Raw genomic sequence first — 25439 nt, 5'->3', positions numbered from 1 at the left:
TTAGATTTGAAAAGGTATCTTCATGACCGTTAGTCCATTTGATGATTTTCGTGCTTTACTCACAAATTTACCTATTGCAGATGCATTTTCTGTAACTTTGGCAAAAAAACGGCAAATAGAATTGACGAAAACTCAAGGATCACTAGGTAAATTAGGAGATATTGCAGTTTGGTATGCAGGATGGAGAGCAACAGAAAAGCCTGTTATAAAGCGCCCTTTAGTTGCTATTTTTTCCGGAAATCATGGTGTCACAGAAGAAAATATTACACCATTTCCACAATCTATGACACAAAAGATGGTACAAAATTTTTCAACTGGTGGGGGTGCTATTAATCAAATTTGCATAGCTTATGATCTTGGATTGAAGATTTTTGATTTAGCATTGGAATATCCCACAATGAATATTACCAAAGATGCTGCAATGGATGAGCGTAGTGCAGCAGCTACAATGGCATTTGGAATGGAATCCATTGCTGGTGGAATTGATCTCCTGTGTATAGGTGAAATGGGCATTGGAAATACAACAATAGCTTTAGCTTTATGTTTAGCGTTGTTTGGTGGAGAAGTTGAGGAATGGACAGAAAGCGGAATGAAATCTGAAGGGGAATTCTATCAACGTAAAATAGCAGCGGTTAAGGCAGCAGTTTCTTTACATAAGGATTATTTTAATGATCCTTTTGAAATAATGCGTCGTTTAGGAGGACGTGAAATTGCTGCTATGGTTGGTGCCATTTTAGCGGCAAGAATAGAAAAAATACCAGTTATTTTAGATGGTTTTGTAGCAACAGCAGCAGCAGCTCTACTTTATAAAATGCATCCTAGGGCTCTTGATCATACTCTTGTTGGGCATGTTTCTTCTGAAACTGCACATCGTAAACTTTTAGAAAAAATTGGCAAAGAACCGCTTTTAGATCTAGAGATGAGCCTTGGTGAAGGGATAGGGGCGGCCATGGCAGCGGGTATTGTCAAGGCTGCTATTTTGATGCATGCACAAATGGTGGCTGTTGAATAGAAAATTTTGATTGCCTAGGGTAATAGTGTATTGAAAGAAGCTTGTAAGAACTTTATTCGCTTGTTTTTTCTTGCAATTTTATATAACTGAGTGGAAGTTCTGTTGTATATTTAATTTGTTCCATTGCAAAAGAAGATGAGACATCACGAATATCAATTTTAGCAATTAATTTTTTATAAAAAAGATCATAAGCTTCAATATTAGGAACGACAACACGTAATAAATAGTCAATATCTCCGCTCATTCGATAAAATTCGATTACTTCACGGAATTCTCGGACAATTTTTGAAAAACGCTTAAACCATTCATGGCTGTGTGTATTTGTACGAATGGAAACAAAAACAGTAACGTGTGCGTTTACTTTTTCTGGAGAAAGAACAGCAACACGACGCTGAATAACACCATCTTCTTCAAGTTTTTGGATTCTACGCCAGCAAGGAGTGGTTGAAAGTCCAATTCTTTTAGCAATGTCAGCGACAGAAAGTGTTGCATTTTCTTGTAAAAGATATAAAATTTTTCGATCAAGGCGATCCATATTTTTCTCGATTCAGTTTATAAAAATTTACGTATTAAACTCTGTAGGTACACAATAAGCTCTTCGTTAAACCATGAGTTTTTCTGTAACCAAGAAGTGTTTCGCCATGATGGGTGAGGTAAAGGCATGACATTATAACCTCGAGGTTGACGTATGGAAAGAATATTTCTCCAATCACTGACGGTTGCTGAAACAGTTTTATGTCTTAACTCAGTAATATGCCACTTTTGTGCATAACTTCCAATAGCAAGGACAAGCTTTATTTGTGGCATCGCTTGAAATATTTTTTCATGCCATATTTCACGACATTCACGTCTTGGGGGCAAATCAGATTTATTTTGGTCATAGCCTGGAAAGCAAAAGCCCATAGGAACAATAGCAAAATGAGATCTATTATAAAATTCTTCCTTTGTTACGTTGAGCCAATTACGCAATCTTTCACCAGAACGATCATTAAAAGGGATAGAAGTTTCATGTACACGCAATCCTGGTGCTTGACCTGCGATTGCAATAGAAGCTGTATCAGATAAATAAACGACCGGTTTTGGTTCATGAGGAAGAGGAGGGAGATAATGAGGATATTGGATACAAACACGACAGGAATAAATTTCCTTTTCAAGTTCAATAATTGGATTACAGTGTGGTTTCTTCATTGGCTGATAGAAGGTTAAAGAGTATTTTTCTTATTCTGTTCGAGGATGAACTTTTCGCCATTCTTTTGGTCGTTGGAAAGTTGATTGCCACATCCCTTTTTTTGTCTTTTTGGCTTTTTTCTCTTCTTCTGGATAGTTATAGTAGCTGATAGCCCATCCATTGCGTACAAGTGTTGCGTTGATATTGCTAATTTGTTTTGTTTTACACGTTGCAAGGATACGGCGATATTTATCTTTTTTATGCCAATGACATCTAACAGGCTGATTTGCTATGAGTTGTTCTAAGTATTTTTTGGCCTCAAGTCCACAGGGATAGCGTGCATCTTTTTTACCACAGAATTGGTGGAGTTCAGGAGCATCAATTCCTGCAAGCCGAATCGTGACAGAGGAAATCATGATTGAATCACCATCAATAATAGAGGCATGACCTTCGACAAATGCTTTAGAAGAAGAATTTGCTTTTTGAGAGAGTGTTTGAGTATGCTTAAAATAAATCGTTATAATGATAAGAAAGATAGAAGCGACGAGAAAACTAAAACCGATAAACTTTAAATGAAAGCCTCTTGAATTAAAATGGTAATTTTTTTTCATGAAATAAAGAAACTGCCATTATAACATGTTTGATTGAATGAGAAGCACTTATAATTTTACAAAAATTTCGACTATAATAAAAATAGGCAACCAGAAAATAAGTCAACCTATACAAGACCATATAACGTGCAAATTACAAATATACTATTTATTTAAATGAAAAAAACAAAAACACCCCTCAAAAGAATAATTTTGAAGAGGAATGAAATTGTATTGGCCTTCAGTTATAGAATTCACTAGTTAAGTGGTAGAATCCAACTATTTAATTTTTGTTTCTTTAAATTCTACGTGCTTTTTTACAACTGGATCATATTTACGTTTACTCATTTTGTCAGTCATTGTACGGCTGTTTTTCTTTGTGACATAGAAAAAACCAGTATCTGCAGTTGATAAAAGCTTAATCTTAATGGTTGCTGCCTTAGCCATAATTTAAGAATCCTATTTATACTGAAAACGATATTATCTTGCTATCAAAATCTATTTCTTATGTAATCAGATTTCGTGGCAACACTACGGATGTTCTAAAAAAAGTCAAGAGCTGATTAATTTCTTCATGCATTGTACAAGCATTAAAATAATACTTAATCCCCAAAAACAAACCACTGCTGCTAAAACTCAAATGGTTTAAAGATATCTCATGCTCTGTTCGAACTGTTAGATCCATAAGCATATTTGTTCCATAACAAAAAAGCACAATGAGTAGGAGTAAGTTTATGTTCTTTGAGATGTATCCAATGAGATATGCAAGCCCGATTGTATAAAGATTTAAAATTACCTCTGAGGGAAAGAGAGCCAATGTCAAAGCCATTGGTGTTTTTTATCTACGGAACCATAAAAGTTCCAACTAAAGCCTAAAAAGAGTGCAGCCCATGTGCTATAAGGGATAACATTCTCATTTGGATTTTTTTTAATAATCTCTATATTGCTCTTTTATTATTATTTTTATGTTTAGTTAATATTTTTTTCCATAAAAACTTTGTTTTCGTTTTTTTGTTATGAATTTGCTCTTATAGTAGGATGTAGATGAAAAGGCTATTGGACGAGGCTCTGTTAAGAGCTCAAAGCATAAAGCACCAGCAAAAGGCTGTACTGTTATCAGCTTCACTTCTACTCTATCACTGAGTTGATAGCCTTTGCGGTTACGCTTTCCTATAAGAATATGCTGTACTTCATCAAAATGATAATAATCATTTTTAAGAGTAGAAATAGGCACAAAACCATCCGTATTGAGTTTATCCAGTGAGATAAAAAGACCTGCTTTTGTGACTCCCGAAACACGGCCTGTAAAAGTGCGTCCGATTTTGTTGCTTAAATAATGTGCGACAAGTCTATCAATAGTTTCTCTTTCAGCTATCATTGCACGGCGCTCATAGAGAGAAATTTGTGTGGCGATTTCTGTAAGATTTTCTTCTTGTATGTCTGTTAATTGGTCATTCCCTAGTTTTAGGGCTTTAATGAGTGCACGATGAATAATAAGATCAGCATAACGACGGATTGGGGATGTAAAATGTGTATAGTTATGTAAGTTCAAACCAAAATGGCCGATATTTTTAGGATTATACTCGGCTTGAGATTGTGTGCGCAAAATAACCTGATTGACCAATTCTTCATGTTGGGTATTCATGACTTTTGCTAAAATGCTATTAAGGCGTGCTGACGTAAGCTCTACACCTCGAGAGAGTGATATGCCTAAACTTTGAAGAAAAGTCCGCAGTATTTCTTGCTTTGCAAGAGAGGGTTTATCGTGGATACGATAAATGAGAGGTTGATGATGTTCTTTTAATGTTTCAGAAGCGGAAATATTTGCTTGTATCATGAATTCTTCAATCAAACGATGTGCTTCTAGATGTGATTCATTTACAACATCTTTGATGCATCCATCTTGATCAAGAATAATCTTTTTTTCTGCTATTTCTAATTCCAGAGGTTGTCGGCGATTTCGTGCGATTTTTAGACACTCATAAGCTTGCCATAATGGTTGCAAGACATTTTCTATAAGAGGAGTAGTTTTTTTAGTTATCTTTCCCTCAATGGCTAATTGTACTTCTTGATAAGAGAGTTTCGCTATTACACGCATCATAATTCGATGAAAACTATGTCTTAGTTTATGACCTTTTGCATCAAAAATCATACGAACAGCTAAAGCTGGTCTTTCTTTTCCTTCACGTAAAGAACATAAATTATTAGAAATTTGTTCTGGTAGCATTGGCACAACGTGATCAGGGAAATAAATAGAATTTCCCCGTTTTAAAGCTTCTTTATCTAAAGCACTTCCCGTTTTTATATAGTAAGAAACATCTGCAATTGCGACGACAATAATCCAGCCACCACGATTTTCAGGGTCTTTATCCTTTGTTGCATAAACAGCATCATCATGGTCTTTTGCATCTGGAGGATCAATTGTAACAAGTGGCAATTGTCGCCAATCTTCGCGATTTTCTATGTTGGCAGGTTTTATATGTTTTACTTGCTCAAGGACCTCTTCAGGAAAAATATAGGGAATTCCTTTGGAAAGAAGTGCGATCATTGGTAGTGTTTTTTCACTCTCAATGCGTCCTAAAACGTTTTTTATTTGTGCGCTTTTCAATCCATAACCAGTATTTTTTTTAATTTCAACTTCAACAAGGTCGCCGGATTCTATCTTCATCTTTGAAGATGGTTCAGAGGTATCAATAATGAGTTCATTTGTTTTGCGATCTATAGGATCAAGTAGCCATTGATCAGCTTTTAATTTTCGTACAACGCCAAATGTAGTCTTTGGTGATACATCAATTTTACGAATAATACGTCCTGTATAAGAAGCACTTTGAGGAGTTTTATTTCGAAAAATTTTTACAAGAATATGATCTCCAACACCAATACTTTCTCCTTTTATGCGAGGGAAAGAACGTATTTCGACATTTGGTTTTGTATCCCCTTCCCATTCAAGAGGTTGTGCAATAAAATCGCCATCTTCATCACGCCCGCTAATTTTTACGACAGCAACCGGTGGTAACTTCTCTCTATTTATTCCCTTTTTACGCTGTTTTGATATAAGATTTTGATCTTTTAACTCACGTGAGATATCTCTTGACCAGATACGAGAATTGCCTTTTAAGTTAAAGGCTTTGGCAATTTCACGTTTATTTGTGAGATGAGGATTCTCATTAATAAAGGAAAGAATTTCTGCTTTGTTAGGCAGCCGTTCCATATTAAATAAGTGGAAGTATTTTGTTTTTTTTTCACCTTTAGCCAAGATTTATGTCTCTTTTTTTGAAGAAGAAGCTCTTTTTGAAGTTGTTTTTTTTCCGGATGCTTTAGCTGATATAAGTTCTAATGCTTCTGAAAGTGTTACACTAATTGGATCTTTATCTTTTGGCAATGTTGCATTAATTTTGCCCCAATTAACGTATGGACCGTAACGTCCATTGCGCACAGTGACTGTTCCCCCATCTGGATGATTTCCTAATGTTGCGAGTGCTGTTGGTGTTGTTCTGCTGCGCGTTGTTTTATTTCCTTGTTTTTCAGCAAGCACTGTAACAGCGCGATTAATACCAATATCAAAAACTTCATCTGCTTGAAGAAGAGGAGCAGACTTTCCATCATGTGACAGGTAGGGACCATAGCGTCCAATAGTGGCTGTAATCATTTTTCCTGTTTCAGGATGAATGCCAATTTCACGGGGCAAAGATATTAAGGCCAAGGCTTTATCAAGGGTTATATTTTCTGCTTTCCATTCTTTTGGTAGCCCTACACGCTTAGCTTCTTTGCTTTCACCCAGTTGAATATATGGGCCAAAACGACCATTGCGAAGAGAGATATCTTGTCCTGTTTTAGGATCGATACCAAGCATAAGGGGTTCATCATTACGCATGGTATCATTCTCTTCTCCTGTCTCTGTTCCAAGTTGGCGGGTATATTTGCATTCGGGATAATTAGAGCAGCCAACAAATGCACCATAACGCCCTAACTTTAAGGATAACTGACCGTTTGTACAAAGCGGACAAGAACGGACATCACTTCCATCTTCACGGAGTGGAAAGGCGAGAGGTGCTAATGTCACGTTTAAAACGTCAAGAACATTGGTTATACGGAGTTCTTTTATATTGATAATAGATGCATTAAACTCATCCCAAAAATCACGCATTACATCTTTCCAAGAAAGTTTTCCATCCGATATAAGATCCAATTTTTCTTCAAGATCTGCTGTGAAGCCATACTCTACATAGCGATTAAAGAAATTTTCAAGAAAGGCTGTAACAATACGTCCTTTCGCATCAGGGATAAGCTTTCGTTTATCAATGGCAATATATCCACGATCACAAAGTGTGGACAATGTAGATGCATAGGTTGAAGGTCGACCAATTCCTAGTTCTTCAAGCTTTTTAATGAGGGAAGCTTCAGAATAACGGGGAGGTGGCTCTGTGCTATGTTGTATAGCTTCGACTTTTTCTTTTGTAAGCGATTCTCCTGCGTTAATTTGTGGCAAACGTGTTGTTTCATTTTCTTCACTGTTTTCTTCTTCTCGTTGATCAGTGTAGACAGAAATAAAGCCATCAAAACGAATAACAGAGCCTGTTGCACGTAAATTTGCGTAGTTTTCTTCTTTCAGTGCTTCAATTTCAACAGTTGTACGTTCAATCTCAGCAGAACACATTTGGCTAGCAATAGCGCGCTTCCATATCAGCTCATAGAGTTTTGCTTGATCGCTATCGAGAAAATTTCGGACTTGATCGGGAGAGCGTTGAAAATCTGTTGGGCGGATAGCTTCATGCGCTTCTTGGGCATTTTTTGCTTTTGTTGAATAAAAGCGTGGTTTTTCAGGGATATAGTCTTTACCAAAAGTTTCATGAATCACTTTTCGTGCTGATTCAATGGCTTCTGGTGCTATTTGTACACCATCGGTACGCATATAGGTAATAAGCCCTGCCATTTCACCATTCATTTCAACACCTTCATAAAGTTTTTGAGCAACTTGCATGGTGCGAGAGGCTGAAAAACCTAATTTTGAAGAGGCCGCTTGCTGTAAAGTAGATGTTGTAAATGGAGGAGAAGGATTTCTCTTCGTTGGTTTTGCTTCAACACTGAGTGTACGATATTTTGCTCCCTCCAACATAAGGCGAATTTGATCTGCTTGTTCTTGAGATTGAATGTCAAGTTTGCCAATCTTTTTTTGATTAAACATTGTTAATCTTGCTTGGAAATCATCATTTCGAATGGTTTTTAAGTTTGTTGTAATAGACCAATAATCTTCTTTGATAAAATGTTCTATTTCTGACTCACGATCACAAATAATACGCAAAGCAACGGATTGAACGCGACCAGCTGAACGTGCACCGGGAAGTTTACGCCACAAAACAGGGGAAAGTGTAAAACCAACAAGATAGTCAAGAGCACGACGTGCAAGATATGCATCTACGAGTGATGTATCAATATCACGCGGATTGCTCATGGCATCAAGCACAGACTTTTTGGTAATGGCATTGAACACAACCCGTTTGACAGGTTTATCCTTTAAAACTTTTTTTTGACGAAGAATATCCAGAATGTGCCATGAAATGGCTTCCCCTTCACGATCAGGGTCCGTTGCTAAAATGAGACTATCAGCCTCTTTAACTGCTTTTGCTATTTCATTTAAGCGCTTAGTGGCAGCAGAATCTACACTCCATTTCATAGAAAAATCTTGATCGGGTAAAACGGAGCCATCTTTTGCAGGTAAATCACGAACATGTCCAAATGATGCGACGACTTTGTATTGAGATCCAAGATACTTATTAATTGTTTTTGCTTTTGCTGGAGATTCAACGATAACGATATTCATAATTTTACCCGAATGTTGAAATAAAAATCTTTCTTATAAACCCCTTTCATGGGAATAGCTAATGGCAATTTATTAAGAGCACATAAAAAACATTAGCCATATAAAAAACATTAATATTGTACAACTTGTAATTGTTATTATTAAAATACACACTATATAGAATTACACGATTTATTTTCCACTGTTAATACAACAACATACGGCGAAGTACTCAGATAACGTCTATTGAGAAGTAGGAGGGGAAATACTCAAGGATAGAAGATTATGTTTATAAATCATTTAAAAGTTATCCAATATATTACAGATATGTCACAGCAAATGAATCAGATGGCGCGTCAAGCGCATAGCCCACTTTTAGCATTGCTTTTGGATATGGTTGCCAAAGAAGGTCAAAGCATTATTAATAGTGCTGAGGCTCTTGGAGAAGATCCGAATGCGCCAATGACACATAACCACCAGAGTGTCGAATAAGCTTTCCAGCAAGCTCGAGCTCCACCAGCAAGAGATAAAGATTTGGGAGTGAAACACCTGAATGGGTGCTGAGTGTGTCTAAATCGATTGGAGTTGTTGAAAGGGCGGAGAGAACAGCTGTGCGTTCTTCATCATCTCCAAGTGGAGAGGGACTGTAGGCTTTTTCATCAGGTGAATGAAAACTTTCCTTTTCGAATTGCAGAGAAGCTGATTCCTCAAAAAAATTGAGTTGAGAATGTGTGGGAGTTGGGGTTAATGGTGTAAGTGCTTCTATGATGTCAGAAGGATGTGTGGTGAGTAACGCGCCATCTTTGATAAGATTGTTTGTACCAATAGATCTTGGATCAAGTGGAGAGCCTGGAATGGCAAAGATCAATCGTCCCATTTCAGCCGCTTGACGTGCGGTAATTAAGGAGCCTGATCGTGTGGCAGCTTCTACAACCAAAAGTCCAAGTGATAAAGCAGCAATAATACGGTTTCTTCTTGGAAAATCGATAGCACGCGGTTTCCAAGCAATAGGCATTTCACTGATGATAGCTCCACCGTTAGCAATAATATCCTCGTACAATTTTTTGTTTTCCGGAGGATAGATGTGATCAATTCCACCAGCCATTACCGCTATTGTGCCTGTTAATAAGCTTGCTTGATGTACGATGCTATCAATTCCACGAGCGAGTCCAGAAATTGTTGTAAAGCCAGCATCACCAAGAAAATGAGCAAATTGAGAGGCAAGTTTTTTACCGGCCGCTGAGGCATTTCGAGATCCCACAATTCCAACAGAAGGCGTCTGAAAAGCTGATACATTGCCTTTTATGGCAATAAGCGGTGGTGATGCTTCTATTACTTTAAGAAAGACTGGATAATCTGGTTCTCCTACACCGATAAAGCGAATACCTAACCTTTCGGCTTCTTGCATTTCTTTTTCTGCATCTTCTATTGTTGTTATCCGAAGAGAAGATGCAGAAAGTCCACCTTTTCTACTAAGTTCAGGAAGTGCAGCTAAAGCATTTTCTGCTGTTTTATAATGATCAATGAGATTGCGAAAACTCACTGCTCCAATATTTTCACTCCGCAACAACCGTAACCAATTTAGTCGTTGACGATCCGTGAGCAAGATTCCTTTATTTATCCCCGTTTTGTGTGCCAATCTTGCTTTCTTTCCCAATTAATAATCTACCGACATTTGCGTGATGTTTTATAATCACCAATATGCTCATAGACAGCAGCATACAATGCTCATAGGAATAAGGATAGAAAAAATAGAAAAAGATTGGAGTGATAACTACAGCAATGAGTGCGGATAATGAAGAGTAGCGTGTGAGTAGAAAAATCGCCATCCATACAACAATGAAAACAATAGCTGCTGGCCAGTAGATACCTAAGCATATACCCAGATAGGTAGCAACACCTTTGCCACCTTTAAACTTAAGCCATATGGGAAAAAGATGTCCCAAGAAGGCAAAAAAACCAACCAGTGAAACAACAACACTCTTTTCTATTGGATTACTTAAAAATTTTATTACAAGAACAACAATAGTTCCCTTCAATATATCGCAAGTAAGTGTGAAGGCTGCAACTTTTTTATTCCCTGTGCGTAAAACATTTGTAGCTCCAATATTTCCAGAACCAATAGTTCTTATATCGCCAAGTTTAGCCAAACGCGTAAAAAGTAGACCAAACGGGATAGAACCAATCAGATAAGACAACAGAAAAACAAACCATGTACAAAATTGAAAAAATATTTCACCTTCATTCATGAAAAATCTCATTTCTTTTGTTGATCGACTTTAAAAATTGATTGCCCTTTAACAAATGTTTCAAGAACACGTCCTTGGAAATGTGCATTTTCAAAAGGTGTATTTTTTGAACGTGAATACAACTTTTCTGTAGAAACTACCCATGGTTCATGCAGATCAAGCAAAATGAGATCTGCATAAGCACCTTTTTTGAGTGTTCCTGCATTGAGGCCAAAGAGTTTTGCTGGTGCCGTTGACAAAAGTTCAGTGAGTCGTAAAAGAGAGATACTTTCATCATGATAAAGGCGTAAAGCAGCACTCAATAAGATTTCCATACCAATGGCGCCAGCAGCTGCCTCATTAAATGGTAAATGTTTTGTGTCAGGACTCTGAGGATCATGGGAAGAGACAATAATATCCACTGTCCCATCTTTTATTGCTTCAATCATTGCTCTACGATCTTCTTCTGTACGCAATGGAGGCATAAAACGGAAAGAGGTATGATATTCACCAATATCATTTTCATTAAGAGACAAGTGATGAATGGATACACCGGCTGAAATTTTCTCACTTCGTTGTTTTCCTAAGCGAAGAGCATCAACAGAGAGAGCTGTCGATATTTGCGCTGCATGATAGCGTGTTTGTGTTAATGCGGCTAAGTATAAATCTCTTTCAAGTGGGATGACTTCTGCTTCACGAGGGATTCCAGAAAGACCGAGCCAGCTTGCTAGAAGTCCTTCATTGATAACGCCTTGTTCTGAGAGATCCTTATCTTGTGTTTCGTGCATCAATATAACATCGAAGTCACGTGCATACGTCATTGCACGCCGCATAACAGATGAATTTTGGAGTGTTTTTTTTCCTTCACAAAAGGCAACTGCCCCTGCATCTTTTAGCAGGCCAAATTCGGTTATTTCTTGTCCCTGAAAACCTTGAGTGATCGCTGCAACGGGATGAATATTAACCGATGACATTTCTTGTGCTGTATGTTTAATGAATTTAACCAGCGCTACATTATCGATAATTGGATGTGTATCTGGCATCATAAGGAAAGACGTAATACCACCTGCCGCTGCTGATTGGCTTGCCGACGCAATTGTTTCACGACGTTCATTTCCTGGTTCTCCGACAAAAACACGCGCATCAACAAGTCCGGGTAGAATTGTTTTGTTTTGAGCATTAATAATTTCTGCTCCCTCGGGAACTCCTTGATTCAAAGCTTCTTTTCCAGCAGCTGTAATCAGTCCGTTTTCAACAATAACAGTGCCAATTTCATCGATTGTACGTGAAGGGTCAATAATACGGGCATTTTGAAAAACAATTGGCTTTGTCATTTTTTTTCTCCATTTGCTTTAAGGCGTGAATCCAATAAAGCCTCCATGACAGCCATACGCACAGCGATTCCCATTTCTACTTGTGTATGAATCATACTTTGTGGTCCATCTGCTATGTCAGATGCAATTTCTACACCACGATTTATTGGGCCAGGATGCAGAACAATGCAATCACTTTTGGCGTAAGCCAAATTTTCTTTATGTAAGCCGAAATAATGAAAATATTCACGAATAGAAGGAATAAAAGAACCTGTCATGCGTTCATGTTGTAAGCGTAACATCATGATGACATCAGCACCTTTAAGACCTTCTTTCATCGTGTTAAAAACTTCAACACTCATATCGGCAATTCCTATAGGCAAGAGCGTTGAAGGTGCGACGACACGAACCCGAGCTCCCAAAGCATTGAGACTGAGGATATTAGAACGCGCAACACGTGAATGCAAAATATCTCCGCAAATTGCAACAGTTAATCCTTCAATGCGGCCTTTTGTTCTTTTAATAGTAAGAGCATCTAATAAAGCTTGTGTAGGATGTTCGTGGGCTCCATCACCAGCATTAATGACACAACAATCCACTTTTTGTGCTAACAAAGCAGTTGCTCCAGCACAACTATGGCGAATGACGAGTATATCTGGTTTCATCGCATTGAGGGTTGTGGCTGTATCAATCAATGTTTCCCCTTTTTTTACAGATGAGTTGCCAATAGCCATACTCATCACGTTTGCTCCTAGCCGTTTGCCAGCTAATTCGAAAGAGGATTGTGTGCGCGTGGAGGCTTCAAAGAAAAGATTAATTTGAGTACGCCCATATAATATAGATTTTGTTTTATCAATTTTTTGAGAGAGGTTAACATTTGCATTTGCACGATCAAGCAATGTAGTAAGGTCTTGCGCACGCAAACCTTTAATGCCTAAAAGATGTTGGTGGGGGAAAAGGGGAAAAAAAGTATTTTGAGTCATAGCATTCTTTTCTATCTCTCTCTAAACAAATTAAACAAGCATTTTTGTTTGAATATAGTAAATGTTTTTTAACTGCAAAACGACAAATAGTCTATGATGTGAATGATTTGAATATAGGAATATACCTATGAGTACTGTGTCTGCGCAAAATGTCCGCAAAAAAAATGCGTTTCTCAGTGATACGCTTATGTTTCGTGTTGCTTCTACTTTACCTAAGTTTTTATTAGCAAGTTTTGAAGAAATAGGAGATTTTGTAGCAAGTCGTGAAGCATGGGAGCTTTCTTCTTTAGCGAATCGTTATCGACCAGTATTGCACTATAATGATGAGTGGGGGCAGCCAACAGAAAAGTTAGAGATACATTCTTCTTATCAAGCTCTTCAACAATACTCTAGACAAGCTGGTTTGGTTACTTCACTTTGGGAAAATACCACCTCAGAAAATGGGGTACGCTATCAAGCGCGTGCTATTCGTTTGGCTTTATCAGCTAGTTTAGAAACAGGGCATTTGAATGAAGTTATTATAACAAGTGCGGCTATAGCAGTTTTAATTAGTGATGTTGAGCTCTTCGGAAAATGGCAAAATGTTCTCTTATCACGCCAATATGATCTATCGTCCAAGCCTATTAGTAGTAAAAAAGCGGCTTCACTTACCTATGCTTTTGATGATGTTGAACAACGTGAAAAATATTCTTTTAATTTCCCAACTGTTAAAAAAATTTCTTTTGATGAAAAAGTTGGACGTGATCTGTATCGTTTAAATATTTCAAAAACCAATGTTATTAATCCTATAGTTGATGGATATCTTGTTAGTGCAGAATTAGATGGCCATTTAAGCTGCTTTTTAGTTCCACGTATGCAAGAAAATGGTACATTAAATGGTGTTATATCCATTCGTCATTTGCTGCAGCGTTCTGGAGAATCTCTAACGCCAGAAGGTGTTGTTGATTTTCAGGGCTGTTATGGTTGGCTTTTGGGAAATGTTGGAGAAGGGCTTAAAGTCATTAAGGATATCGAAACGATGATGCGTTTTGATCAATCTGTCGTGTCGGCAGGTGTTTTGCGGGCTGCACTTCAATTTGGTATAGATTTTTTTCGGCAAAAAATGCCAGATCAGCCTTTGCCCCCACTGACAGAACGTATTTTTGCAGATATTGCACTGGATATTGCAGCGGCACAAGCATTAGTTCTACGTTTAGCACGCGCATTTGACAATGCTGCAAATGATCGCTCTGAAGCAGCTTTTGCACGGATTATGACTCCTATTATTTCTTATCACGTAAGCCAATTAGTTATACCTATTATTGGCGAAATTATTGCACAACTTGGTATCGAAAGCTTTATAGAGGGCAATCCATTATCACAAATGTTGTGTAATGCCCCTGCACGGATTGTGAGAAATAATTCTGCTAATCAATTGGTAAAGGATGCAATTCTCATTGCTAAAAAAGCACCGGGATTATTTCAGAAATTGTTAGAAAAAATTGCTGTTGATATTGGACCAGCGGGTCCACGGACAATTGAAATTATTAAGTCTGCTGTAGAGATGGCATCGGCAAATGAGGGAGCAGGAAGATTTTTTGTGGAACAAGTAGCGTATGCAGCAGCTGCTGCATCGTTACATTCTACAGATATAGAGCATGTGGCAAATGCCTATATGGAAAGCCGCCTTGGTGGACAATGGAGAGCATCCTATGGAATGCTCATTGCACGATATAATGCAGGACATTTGTTAAATGTTCTCTATCCTTCCATATGATGAAAGTTTTTAATCCTATTGAGAGCACCTTGCAATATGAAAGCGGCAGCGGCCGAATCAATTCGGGTTGCTCTTTTAGCACGTGATACGTCCATTTCTAAAAGAGAGCGTTCTGCAGCAATTGTTGATAAGCGTTCATCCCAAAAAACAAATGGAATGTCCGTATATGCTTTCATATTGCTTACAAAAGTTCTTGTTGCTTGAGCGCGAGGGCCGCTGCTTCCATTCATATTAAGAGGCAAACCAATGATAATAGCCCCCACGTTTTCACGATCAAAAATTTTTATAAGTGTGTGAGCGTCTTCCATAAATTTTTTTCGTTGCAGTACAGGACGCGGATTTGAAAAAGTTAATCCCCTATCAGAAATTGCAATTCCGATAGTTTTTTTGCCTAAATCTAAACCTGCTATTGTTTGTCCAGGTAAAAGATGTGTAATAACTTCATTTATATTAATAATAGCCATATTGATTTATAATTTAAGCCTTTTAGTTTTTCAGATCCATACTTAACTTATATTCTTTATTTGTGTTATCAATATTCTTGCGCTTGCAACCGCAGCCTTGTATAGCCAGTAAATGAATATAAAAATAAAAAAGCAGAAAGGCGAGTATGTCTGTGGATAAGGTTGATAAGAAAACAGTCAAGCGAGTAGCACATTTAGCACGTATTGCTGTCCACGATGATGAAGCAGAACGTATGACAAAAGAACTCAATGTCATTTTAGGTTTTGTAGAACAATTGAGTGAAGTCGATGTCAGTGGTATTGAACCATTAACATCTGTGATGCCGATGGCTTTACGAATGCGTGAGGATAATGTCACAGATGGGGATATAGCAGCAGACATTGTAGCAAATGCACCTGTTACGGAAGAAAATTTCTTTCTTGTCTCAAAAGTCGTCGAGTAATTTTTGTCTTTTAAAAACTTGAGAATCAATATGACCGATTTAACAACTCTCACAATTGCACAAGCCCGAGATGCTCTCATAAAGAAAGAGTTTAAAGCAACTGAATTAACGGAAGCTTATTTAAAAGCAATTGAATTGGCTAATCCAATTTTTAATGCTTATGTAGCAGTAACAGCAGAACAAGCAAGGAAAATGGCTGCTGAATCAGAGAGCCGATTAAATAGAGGGCAGGGGGGAATTTTAGAAGGAATTCCACTGGGAATTAAGGATCTTTTTGCAACACATGGTGTTCACACGCAAGCTTGTTCACATATTCTTGATGGTTTTAAACCGCACTATGAATCAACTGTGACCGCTAATTTATGGCAAGATGGAGCCGTTATGTTAGGTAAGCTTAATATGGATGAGTTTGCTATGGGATCTTCCAATGAAACATCATATTATGGTCCAGTTATTAATCCATGGAGAAAGAAGGACTCCAATGAAAAGCTTGTTCCGGGAGGTTCTTCAGGTGGTTCTGCAGCTGCTGTTGCAGCACGGATTTGTGCTGGTGCAACGGCTACAGATACAGGCGGTTCAATACGTCAGCCAGCGGCATTCACTGGAACGGTAGGAATTAAACCAACTTATGGGCGTTGTTCACGGTGGGGAACTATTGCGTTTGCCTCATCACTTGATCAAGCTGGTCCTATTGGACGAGATGTTCGCGATTGTGCTATTTTGCTTAAATCAATGGCTTCTTTTGATGAAAAAGATTCCACTTCTGTTAATTTACCAGTTCCTGATTATGAAAGTTATCTTGGTCAATCAATTAAAGAAATGAAAATTGGTATTCCGAAAGAATATCATATGGAAGGAATGTCTCCTGAAATTGTTGAGCTTTGGCAAAAAGGAATGGATTGGTTAAAAGACGCAGGTGTTGAAATAATCGATATTTCATTACCTCATACAAAATATGCTTTGCCCGCTTACTACATTGTGGCTCCTGCAGAAGCGTCTTCTAATTTAGCACGTTATGATGGTGTCCGTTTTGGTCTCCGCGTACCGGGAAAAGACGTCATTGAAATGTATGAAAATACCCGTTCAGCTGGTTTTGGTGATGAAGTCAAACGGCGTATTTTGATTGGTACTTACGTTCTCTCATCCGGTTATTATGATGCTTATTATTTAAGAGCCCAAAAAGTACGAACATTAGTAAAGCGTGATTTTGATCAATGTTTTGCTTCAGGTATTGATGCTATCCTCACACCTGCAACACCAACACCGGCTTTTGGCATTGCTGATAAAAAAATAAAAAATGATACTGTAGCAATGTACCTCAATGATATTTTTACTGTTCCAGTAAATATGGCTGGTTTACCAGGCATTTCTGTTCCTGCTGGTCTTTCATCTAATGGTTTACCACTAGGGTTGCAATTGATTGGTAAGCCTTTTGCTGAAGAAGTTATTTTTCAGATAGCGCACATTATAGAACAAGCAGCCGGAGTGTTCAGTGCAGAAAAATGGTGGACATGACAAAAGATTAGCATTTGTTTCATGAAGAGTTTTTTTATAAAGAAGCGTGACTCTTAAGCTAGAGGTTTTTTTTGAGGAAGAGGAAGGTGTTAGTTTTTTAACATTGTTTGATTTTTATCCACCAAGATATGCTTCTTTAACACGTGGATCAAAAAGCATAGATTTTCCTTCACCGTGAAATAAAACATGTCCTACTTCTAGAATATAAGCATAGTCAGCAATAGAAAGTGCTGCAAATGCATTTTGCTCAATAAGAAGAACAGTTTTTCCCATATCATTAATTTTTTTGATAATTGAAAAAAGCTCTTTTACAAGCAGGGGTGCTAACCCCAGAGAGGGTTCATCTAATATGACCATGTCAGGATTACTCATGAGCGCACGGCCAACAGCAAGCATTTGCTGCTCACCACCAGACATTGTTCCTCCTAACTGTTTTGCTCTTTCACGCAGGCGCGGAAAGAGATCAAATATCCATTCTATATCACGGGCAATTCCTAGTTTATCATGACGGATATAAGCGCCTAGATGTAAATTCTCTAAAACAGTAAGATGGGGCATAATACGCCGTCCTTCTGGACTTAAAGCAATACCCAAACGCAGAATTGTTTCTGGTGATTTTTTAATAATTGATTCACCTTTATACGTAATCTCTCCATAAACAGATCGGTTTAACCCTGTAATAGAGCGTACAATGCTGCTTTTTCCTGCTCCATTAGCACCGATTAAAGTTACTATACTTCCTTTTTTAATGGACATAGAAAGGTTTTGAATGGCTTTAATGGCACCATAATGAACGTGAAGATTTTTGATTTTAAGAATATCCATAAACATCTCCGCCAAGATAAGCTTCAATAACTTTAGGGTTGCTACGAATTTCATTTGGTGTGCCATTCGCGATACAACATCCGTATTCCATCACCCAAATATGTTGGCAAAGCTCCATCACAACTTTCATATCGTGTTCAATAAGCAGAATTGTAAGATCAAAATCTTTCCGCACTTTTTCTATGAATTTTCTAAGGTCTTCACTTTCCTGTGGATTCATACCAGCAGCAGGTTCATCCAGAAGCAGTAATTTTGGCTTCGTTGCTAGAGCGCGCGCAATTTCTAAACGGCGTTGCACACCATAGGGAAGGGTCGTTGCAGATTGATGAGCAAGATGATCAAGCTGTAGCCGTTCAAGGAGTTCCATTGAATTTTTGTGGACTTCTTTCTTTTCTTTTATTGCTTTTGAAAAAAACAATGCTGAGGAAAACCATGGATATTTTTGTCGGACATGAGCCCCCACCATTACATTCTGTAAGACTGTCAATCCTGAAAAAAGGCGAATATTTTGAAATGTTCGTGCAATATGGCGCTTACAGATAATATAAGGAGGAGATCCAGAAACTTTTTGGCCATCAAAAAGAATTGTTCCACTAGTGGGGGTATAAAATCCTGAAATCATATTAAAAACAGTCGTTTTTCCAGCTCCATTTGGACCAATTAATCCAGTAATTGTTCCTCGTTTAATTGCCATATTAATATTATTTACAGCGACCAAGCCACCAAAACGCATCACGATATCATTGAGTGAAAGGATAGTGTCGTTCATAACTTTCCCTCAGTATTAGAAAGTTTTTTGCGTGTTAAAAAATTATAAATCCCATTCCATGAGAACTCATTTTGTCCCAACAATCCTTTTCTCCAAAACAAGATAATAACGAGCAATAAAAGAGAAAAAACAACCATGCGGAGTCCTGGTGTTTCTGGAATATGTATAAAACCTAAGTCAAATGGACTTTCAATAATGCGAAGCCATTCAAGCATGACTGTAATAATAATGCTCCCAATAATGCTTCCTGTAATTGAACCAAGACCACCAGCAACAACAATCATCAAAATATTAAAGGTAAGGAGAAAATTGAACATTTTTGGATCGATAGTTGAAATAAGAGCAGCCATCAATGCTCCTCCTATACCTGCAAAAAACGCACCAACAGTAAAAGAAAAACTACGATAGAAAAAAGCGTTAACGCCCATTGTTTTTGCAGCGATTTCATCATCACGAATAGCACGTAATACATTACCAGTATTGCTACGCAGTAAGAGAACAATAAAGAGAATTGTAAATGCTAACCAACCATAGTTCCACCATAATGTTGCATCTTGCGGTATTCCTTTGATTCCCAAGGAGCCATTTGTTAAGGGCGCTGCGTTCGTAATAACAATACGAATAATTTCCGCAAAACCCAATGTTGCAATTCCAAGATAATCACCACCAAGACGTAATATGGGGAGAGCAATCAGTAAACCTACAACTGCAGCAGACAAACCACTTATAACAACGGCAATGAAAAAAGGTAACTGCAGATGATACAACGGCTCAGCTATAGGTTCAAGAATCCACATCATTTCTTTTTGTTCAGGAGAAAGAAGTAAAATTGCACATACATAAGCACCAATTGCCATGAACCCAGCATGTCCAAGAGAAAACATGCCTGTGAAACCGTAAATCAAATTGAGTGAAATCGCCAATATTGCATTAATAGCAATCAAATTGATGACACGAAGTGTGTAATCATTAAAATGGTTATCAGCATAAAATAAAAAACCAATAAGAACGAAAATACTGATACATGATAGAAAAGTTGTAGCTGCTTTTCCCATTAGATTTTCTCCTGACTTTTTTTGCCCATTAATCCAGTTGGCATTACCAATAAAATCAGAATCAATAAAATAAAAGCGAAAGCATCTCGATATCCAGATAACGCGGGAAAAAATGCGATAATCATAATTTCAATAAACCCTAGTAATAATCCCCCTAACATTGCTCCTGGAATAGAGCCAATACCTCCTATAACAGCAGCAATAAACGCTTTAAGCCCAGGAAGAACGCCCATATAAGGCTGAATTTGAGGATAACGTAGTGACCACATAATGCCTGCGATAGCTGCAAGTGCTGAGCCTATTCCAAATGTAAATGCAATGACTTTATTGACAGAAACACCCATCAGACGTGTTGTTTCAATATCATGTGAGATTGCACGCATAGCAAGACCAGGTTTTGTTTTATGAATAATCCATAGAAGTAAAAGGATCAGAATAAATGAGACAATGGGAACGATTAGAGACATGGGAGCAATTCTAATGATCTTCTCTGTTCCCGATTCTAAATGCCATAAAAATGGTCTTACAAGAAAATCTGGTTGTTTTACACCTTTTGGGACACCACTAAAGAGTACAGTAGCAAGATTTTCAATAAAAAAGGAAACCCCTATTGCACCGATAAGTGCCGAGATACGCGGAGCATGGCGCAAAGGTTTATAGGCAAACTGATCAACAGTAATACCCACTGCACTTGTGATAAAAATTGAAAAACAGAGGGCGAGTGCCCAAATTGGGGTAAAATCTTGTGGAGCAATTTTTAAATAATAAATGAACCCAAAAGTAAGCATTAAAAAAACGGCGATCCAATAAATTGAAGGACGTTTTTTGAATCCTATAAACACCGAATAATAAATGAGAACAGCTAATAATAAAAGAAGAAGTGCTGCCCAAGCAGGCATAAAGCTAATTGTGGAAAAGAAAACAAAATATGCCCCCAGCATAAAGATATCACCGTGAGCAAAATTAATGAGTCTCAATATACCATAGACCATGGTATAACCAATAGCGATAAGCCCATAAAGAGATCCCAATGCCAGTGCATTAAAAAAATACTGGATGAACATTTCAGTGCTCATCTCTCATCCTTCCACATTTATTATGATAAAACAAGAAATCCTTAGATTTTAGGTTGAGAAAAGAATTCTCAACCAATTTGTGCATTTTTATTAGAAGAAATCTCTCACTTTTTTAAAAAGCAGGTTTGACTTCATCTAAATAGACACGTTTTCCACCTTTTATTTCAATTATACCAATAGGAATTTTAGGATTATGGTTTTCATCCATCGTCATATCACCAAAGGGTGTTTGAAAATCTTTTAATTTGCTAAGTTCTATAGTGATCTTTTCACGATCAGCACTGTCAGCATTTTCAATAGCTTTCATGAACATCATATAACTCGTATATCCCAAAACAGAATTGATATTGGGTTCTTTATCAGGATAAGCCTTTCTCCATTCAGTTGTGAATTCTTGAGCAGCTTTTGACATATTCGGCATGTTTTCACTATAGGGAAGTGTAGTATGTAAGAAGCCTTCTGCAGCGTCTCCTGCAATCGTAATGGTTTCCGGATTATCCATAGCATCACCACCCATAATCCGAAACTTTGCACCTAATTCACGTGCTTGCTTCATAATGATAGCACCTTCAGAAAAATAGGATGGAATAAATAAGATATCAGGTTTTTGTGCTATAATTTGTGTAAGAACAGCTGAAAAATCTTGGTCTCCAGAATTATAATTTAAATTTGAAATAACTTCACCACCTAATTTTTTGAAAGCACGCGTAAAATAACTTGCAAGTCCAATCGCATAATCGCTTGATATATCTTTGAGAATAGCAGCCTTTTTTGCATGTAAAGTTTGACGTACATAAGTTGCAATTCCAATACCTTGGTAGGAATCAATAAAGCACGCGCGAAAGTAATATTTTTTACCCTGTGTAACTAGTGGATTTGTTGAGGAAGTTGCAATGGTCGGAGTCTTTGCTTTTTCAGATATTTCTCCACCAGCTAACGAGAGTGAAGATCCATAAGTGCCAATGATTCCATTAACTTTTTCACTTGCGGTTAAACGCATAACAGCATTAGCAGCCTCTACCTTATCAGATTTATTATCAATGATAACAAGTTCCACTTTACGTCCCAATATTTCGGGGACTTTTTTATGTGCCAATTCTATACCTCTAATTTCGAGCTGGCCTCCAAATGCATTTTGACCACTTAACGGAAGGTAAACACCAATTTTAATAGGTTCATTCGCATAGACATTTGCTACAAGCGCTATGACAGCTGCGACTGTAGTAAGGATTTTTTTAAATAGCATTGCGCACTTTCCTGAATTGAGTTGTAGTTTTCGCACCTTATCTTGAAGTTCTTCATCATGCAAGTTACACATGAAAATATCATTGATGAAAAATCTTTTATATATCGTCTTTATGTAAAATATGTGGGGCGTACGATCAAACACTTTTATGAATATTTATATCGATATTAACAGTGGAGATACGACAATATGGGGAAATCTTATCTTGGGGCTTGCGTGTTGAGGCAAGAGCAATGTTTACTTAAAAATAGAGAATCAATGTCGTACAATTTAAAGCTACAGGATCACGTTTTATTATGACGAGCAAGGATACATTAAAAGATTATTCCCTATCTGAGGACAGTATAGGTGCTTGTGGTGAGATTATTGAAATCAGTGGTGTCATTAAGTGGTTTGATGGTAGTAAGGGGTATGGGTTTATTGTACCTGATTTGCCTAATTTTCCAGACATATTATTGCATGTTACTGTGATGCGAAGAGATGGTTTTCAAACAGCTTTGGAGGGCGCTAAAGTTATTTGTGCAGTGGAAAGAACTGAACGAGGGTTAAAATGTGTTCAGGTGAAATCCATAGATTGCTCTTCAGCGGTTCATCCGTTAGAAATTCCAGTTCGTACGCATGTTGTTGTCACTCCAGAAAGTGGTTTAGAGCGCGCAATTGTTAAATGGTTTAATCGCGATAAAGGGTTTGGTTTCCTTAGCCGTGGGCAGGGAACAGAAGATATTTTTATTCATATGGAAACATTGCGCCGTTTTGGTTTAGCAGAACTGCGTTCTGGTCAAGTTGTTCTTGTGCGTTTTGGTAAAGGGGAAAAAGGCTTAATGACAGCAGAAATTTATCCAGATATAGGAATTCCATTTGCTACGCATTAAATGGCACTATTTAAATCACATTATCTCTTTATTTTTTAAGAGAAGAATGCTGTCGCTTGAGCGACAGAAATATCTACGAAGCAAGTGTGTGCAAAGAAAACATATTTGTGAAGCTGTAAACAAATAAAGTGGGCTGCCAATATTACATGGAGAGCAATAAAGAGTATTCTTTTACTTTTTGAATTTTCCTTTTTCAGTTTTATGAAATGAAGTTATGAGTTATCTATAAGTGGAGATAAAAATGTTAAAGCCTTTTAAAAGAGGGCATATTGTCATTTTGGCACTATTTTTGATACTGTTAGAAGTGAGTGTAGGTCTAGCAAAACAGCCCATAGAAATTCCTATCGATTCAGTTCCTTTAGAAATACAAACAAAGCAAGGTAAGGTCACTTATAGAGTAGAAATTGCTTTTACGCAGTCCCAGGCAGAAGCTGGTTTAATGTATCGCACGCATTTTCCACGTGATCGTGCGATGCTCTTTAAACAGCAAGGAAATAAGCAGTTAAAGGATAAGAAAGAATTTTTTATGTGGATGGCAAATACATCTTTGCCCTTAGATATGATTTTTTTAAACGCTAAAGGAGTTATTGTATCGATTGTCGAAAAAACGACACCATTTTCAAAAGATATTATTTCATCAGGAGTAGCTGCAACTTTTGCACTTGAACTGAATGCTGGCGAAGTTTCTGAAAAACAAATACAGCAAGGACAACGTGTTATTCATCCTGCTATTTGCGGGAAGTGCGAAGGCGATAAGAAATGACAGCGGAAGATATTCATTTTTTTGAATATGATGGCTTGCGATTTGCCTATCGAGAAGAAGGGCAAGGAATGCCTATTTTGTTAATTCATGGTTTTGGATCTTCTGCACGGGTGAATTGGTATGCAACGGGTTGGTTTCGTATCCTTACTGAAGCAGGATATCGTGTTATTGCTCTTGATAATCGCGGACACGGAGATTCGGCTAAAAGTTACGATTCTTCTTTTTACATACCTCAAGCTATGGCTGGCGATGCGGTAAAATTATTGCAGCATTTAGAATTATCCAAAGTGCATGTTATGGGATATTCGATGGGTGCTCGAATTAGCGCATTTATGGCTCTTTTATATCCAACATATGTACACAGCGTTATTTTTGGTGGTTTAGGTATTGGTATGGTAACAGGAGCAGGGGACTGGAAACCTGTTGCTGAGGCTCTTTTAGCAGAAGATATTTCTACTATTACTAATCCGCGTGGTTTGATGTTCCGTAAATTTGCAGACCAAACTAAAAGCGATAGACGTGCTTTGGCTGCTTGTATTATCACATCAAAACAGGAGTTAACAGCGTCTGAAATTTACAAAATTAAACAACCAGCGCTTGTTGCTGTTGGTTCATTAGATGAAATTGGCGGTGAAGCGGAGCCATTAGCAGCTTTATTACCCTGTGGTGAAGCATTGCCAATACCTGATCGAGATCATATGCTTGCTGTGGGAGACAAGGTCTATAAAAAGGGCGTTATCGATTTTCTTTCTCGTTATCCTATCATATGAGAATTATTTGCATTTTTTAGAGTTCGCAAAGCTAATCAATATTTTATCTTAGGTAAAATAATTCTTATTCAAAATTTTGCTTTTTATAGTATAAAATTTTATAAAAAAATAATATGTATTCGTGTAAGAATAAAAGTTCTTCTTATAGTTTTAACAAGTATGTTATGGAAGTAGTTAAAGAAAAGTATTTTTATTGCGCAATAAAAACTTTAGAAAAACAAAGAAATTGTAAAAGTTATATTTCCAATATTTGATCAAAATATGCTTGTAAGTGCAAATGCTAAAATTGGGGATAAAATAAAAATTATTTAAAAATCGTGGTTTTCTAACTGTATTTTTTATTTTTGAAACTATACGAATATATTTAATAATGGTAAGGTTTTTTAATAAAGGTCCCTCAGTAAACACATCAAGATAATATTGTTTCAATTATAGGTAATATAAGTAAAGATTACAACTAATATTTTTAGAATCTTAGGAGTGCCTTATTTGCTGTTTAGGCGTTAATTTAAAAGTCTCAAAAGACAGGAGAGCATTGTGAATGCTGATGAAATAAAAAAACTTGATAGTTATTTAAAAAATACATTCCAAAATTCAGCATTACAAGTGAGGGCACGGCCTAAAAAAGATGATTCTTGTGAGGTTTATATTGGGGATGAGTTTTTAGGTGTTATCTATCGAGATGAAGATGAGGATGAACTATCATACAATTTTTCAATGGCTATATTAGATATTGATTTAGAAAATTGATTCGTTGCAAATAAGTGAGTGAAGTCTTTTTTTATTTCAAC

General features: G+C 37.2%; 25 protein-coding genes. 9 read left to right on the top strand and 16 right to left on the bottom strand.

The window, feature by feature from the left end:
• Positions 1–22 precede the first annotated feature (22 nt).
• Positions 23–1012 (top strand): nicotinate-nucleotide--dimethylbenzimidazole phosphoribosyltransferase, encoded by a 990-nt coding sequence (locus ME1_RS04920; protein ID WP_004864094.1) that lies wholly within the window; start codon positions 23–25, stop codon positions 1010–1012.
• 52 nt (positions 1013–1064) lie between these two features.
• Here the strand turns inward: ME1_RS04920 and ME1_RS04915 are convergent, their stop codons facing one another.
• From ME1_RS04915 to topA, 6 genes are all read right to left on the bottom strand, one after another.
• A complete protein-coding gene (locus ME1_RS04915) occupies positions 1065–1547 on the bottom strand; it encodes an Lrp/AsnC family transcriptional regulator (RefSeq protein ID WP_004864091.1) in 483 nt (160 codons plus the stop codon).
• Positions 1548–1564: 17 nt separating this feature from the next.
• Positions 1565–2200, bottom strand: coding sequence for a uracil-DNA glycosylase family protein (locus ME1_RS04910; RefSeq protein WP_004864088.1), 636 nt, complete (start codon positions 2198–2200; stop codon positions 1565–1567).
• A gap of 30 nt (positions 2201–2230) precedes the next feature.
• Positions 2231–2791, bottom strand: a complete 561-nt coding sequence (locus tag ME1_RS04905) for a thermonuclease family protein (protein WP_004864086.1) — start codon at positions 2789–2791, stop codon at positions 2231–2233.
• Between the two features lie 258 nt (positions 2792–3049).
• On the bottom strand, positions 3050–3217 hold the full coding sequence (rpmG, locus tag ME1_RS04900) for a 50S ribosomal protein L33 (RefSeq protein WP_004864083.1): 168 nt from the start codon (positions 3215–3217) through the stop codon (positions 3050–3052).
• Positions 3218–3743: 526 nt separating this feature from the next.
• Positions 3744–6026, bottom strand: a complete 2283-nt coding sequence (gene rnr, locus ME1_RS04890) for a ribonuclease R (RefSeq protein WP_004864072.1) — start codon at positions 6024–6026, stop codon at positions 3744–3746.
• Positions 6027–6029: 3 nt separating this feature from the next.
• On the bottom strand, positions 6030–8591 hold the full coding sequence (topA, locus tag ME1_RS04885) for a type I DNA topoisomerase (protein ID WP_004864071.1): 2562 nt from the start codon (positions 8589–8591) through the stop codon (positions 6030–6032).
• 264 nt (positions 8592–8855) lie between these two features.
• Here topA and ME1_RS07815 point away from each other — a divergent pair, with 264 nt between their 5' ends.
• Positions 8856–9062: a hypothetical protein gene (locus tag ME1_RS07815; RefSeq protein WP_004864068.1), complete on the top strand. Its 207-nt coding sequence runs from the start codon at positions 8856–8858 to the stop codon at positions 9060–9062.
• Here the strand turns inward: ME1_RS07815 and dprA are convergent.
• From dprA to ME1_RS04865, 4 genes are read right to left on the bottom strand one after another with little or no spacing between them, the layout of a single operon-like run.
• A complete protein-coding gene (gene dprA / locus ME1_RS04880) occupies positions 8992–10209 on the bottom strand; it encodes a DNA-processing protein DprA (RefSeq protein WP_004864065.1) in 1218 nt (405 codons plus the stop codon). The genes ME1_RS07815 and dprA overlap by 71 nt on opposite strands.
• A complete protein-coding gene (gene plsY, locus ME1_RS04875; protein WP_004864062.1) occupies positions 10184–10819 on the bottom strand; it encodes a glycerol-3-phosphate 1-O-acyltransferase PlsY in 636 nt (211 codons plus the stop codon). The genes dprA and plsY overlap by 26 nt, the downstream gene beginning before the upstream one ends.
• 8 nt (positions 10820–10827) lie before the next feature.
• A complete protein-coding gene (locus ME1_RS04870; RefSeq protein ID WP_004864060.1) occupies positions 10828–12132 on the bottom strand; it encodes a dihydroorotase in 1305 nt (434 codons plus the stop codon).
• Positions 12129–13094: an aspartate carbamoyltransferase catalytic subunit gene (locus ME1_RS04865; protein ID WP_004864057.1), complete on the bottom strand. Its 966-nt coding sequence runs from the start codon at positions 13092–13094 to the stop codon at positions 12129–12131. Before ME1_RS04865 ends, ME1_RS04870 begins: the two co-directional genes overlap by 4 nt.
• A gap of 127 nt (positions 13095–13221) precedes the next feature.
• Between ME1_RS04865 and ME1_RS04860 the strand changes: the two genes are divergently transcribed.
• Positions 13222–14850 carry an acyl-CoA dehydrogenase family protein gene (locus ME1_RS04860; protein WP_004864053.1) on the top strand — a complete coding sequence of 543 codons (1629 nt, stop codon included), beginning with the start codon at positions 13222–13224 and terminating at the stop codon, positions 14848–14850.
• Here ME1_RS04860 and ruvX read toward each other — a convergent pair.
• Positions 14835–15314: a Holliday junction resolvase RuvX gene (gene ruvX / locus ME1_RS04855; protein WP_004864051.1), complete on the bottom strand. Its 480-nt coding sequence runs from the start codon at positions 15312–15314 to the stop codon at positions 14835–14837. The two genes, ME1_RS04860 and ruvX, sit on opposite strands and share 16 nt — an antisense overlap.
• 146 nt (positions 15315–15460) lie before the next feature.
• Between ruvX and gatC the strand changes: the two genes are divergently transcribed.
• A complete protein-coding gene (gene gatC, locus ME1_RS04850) occupies positions 15461–15757 on the top strand; it encodes an Asp-tRNA(Asn)/Glu-tRNA(Gln) amidotransferase subunit GatC (RefSeq protein ID WP_004864048.1) in 297 nt (98 codons plus the stop codon).
• Positions 15758–15787: 30 nt separating this feature from the next.
• Complete coding sequence (gatA, locus tag ME1_RS04845; protein WP_004864045.1) at positions 15788–17272, top strand: Asp-tRNA(Asn)/Glu-tRNA(Gln) amidotransferase subunit GatA; 1485 nt, start codon at positions 15788–15790, stop codon at positions 17270–17272.
• Positions 17273–17386: 114 nt separating this feature from the next.
• Here gatA and ME1_RS04840 read toward each other — a convergent pair whose 3' ends face one another.
• The 5 genes from ME1_RS04840 to ME1_RS04820 form a co-directional block, all read right to left on the bottom strand.
• Positions 17387–18097, bottom strand: coding sequence for an ABC transporter ATP-binding protein (locus tag ME1_RS04840; protein ID WP_004864042.1), 711 nt, complete (start codon positions 18095–18097; stop codon positions 17387–17389).
• Positions 18084–18866 (bottom strand): ABC transporter ATP-binding protein, encoded by a 783-nt coding sequence (locus tag ME1_RS04835; protein WP_004864040.1) that lies wholly within the window; start codon positions 18864–18866, stop codon positions 18084–18086. Before ME1_RS04835 ends, ME1_RS04840 begins: the two co-directional genes overlap by 14 nt.
• Positions 18863–19921 carry a branched-chain amino acid ABC transporter permease gene (locus ME1_RS04830; RefSeq protein WP_004864038.1) on the bottom strand — a complete coding sequence of 353 codons (1059 nt, stop codon included), beginning with the start codon at positions 19919–19921 and terminating at the stop codon, positions 18863–18865. The genes ME1_RS04835 and ME1_RS04830 overlap by 4 nt, the downstream gene beginning before the upstream one ends.
• Positions 19921–20997 carry a branched-chain amino acid ABC transporter permease gene (locus tag ME1_RS04825; protein WP_004864036.1) on the bottom strand — a complete coding sequence of 359 codons (1077 nt, stop codon included), beginning with the start codon at positions 20995–20997 and terminating at the stop codon, positions 19921–19923. Before ME1_RS04825 ends, ME1_RS04830 begins: the two co-directional genes overlap by 1 nt.
• Positions 20998–21109: 112 nt before the next feature.
• Positions 21110–22243: an ABC transporter substrate-binding protein gene (locus ME1_RS04820; protein WP_004864034.1), complete on the bottom strand. Its 1134-nt coding sequence runs from the start codon at positions 22241–22243 to the stop codon at positions 21110–21112.
• A 296-nt stretch (positions 22244–22539) separates the two neighbouring features.
• Between ME1_RS04820 and ME1_RS04815 the strand changes: the two genes are divergently transcribed.
• The 4 genes from ME1_RS04815 to ME1_RS04800 all read left to right on the top strand — a co-directional run bounded on the left by ME1_RS04815 (position 22540) and on the right by ME1_RS04800 (position 25398).
• A complete protein-coding gene (locus tag ME1_RS04815) occupies positions 22540–23115 on the top strand; it encodes a cold-shock protein (protein WP_004864031.1) in 576 nt (191 codons plus the stop codon).
• 241 nt (positions 23116–23356) lie between these two features.
• Positions 23357–23878, top strand: coding sequence for a DUF192 domain-containing protein (locus ME1_RS04810; protein WP_004864030.1), 522 nt, complete (start codon positions 23357–23359; stop codon positions 23876–23878).
• On the top strand, positions 23875–24648 hold the full coding sequence (locus ME1_RS04805) for an alpha/beta fold hydrolase (RefSeq protein ID WP_004864027.1): 774 nt from the start codon (positions 23875–23877) through the stop codon (positions 24646–24648). The genes ME1_RS04810 and ME1_RS04805 overlap by 4 nt, the downstream gene beginning before the upstream one ends.
• 537 nt (positions 24649–25185) lie before the next feature.
• Positions 25186–25398, top strand: a complete 213-nt coding sequence (locus ME1_RS04800; protein WP_004864024.1) for a DUF3126 family protein — start codon at positions 25186–25188, stop codon at positions 25396–25398.
• The last annotated feature ends 41 nt before the right edge of the window (positions 25399–25439 follow it).

The sequence above is a fragment of the Bartonella vinsonii subsp. arupensis OK-94-513 genome (assembly GCF_000278235.1).
Lineage (GTDB): Bacteria > Pseudomonadota > Alphaproteobacteria > Rhizobiales > Rhizobiaceae > Bartonella > Bartonella arupensis.
The sequence above is the reverse complement of the archived record's forward strand: the minus strand, read 5'-3'. Positions and strand labels throughout refer to the sequence as shown.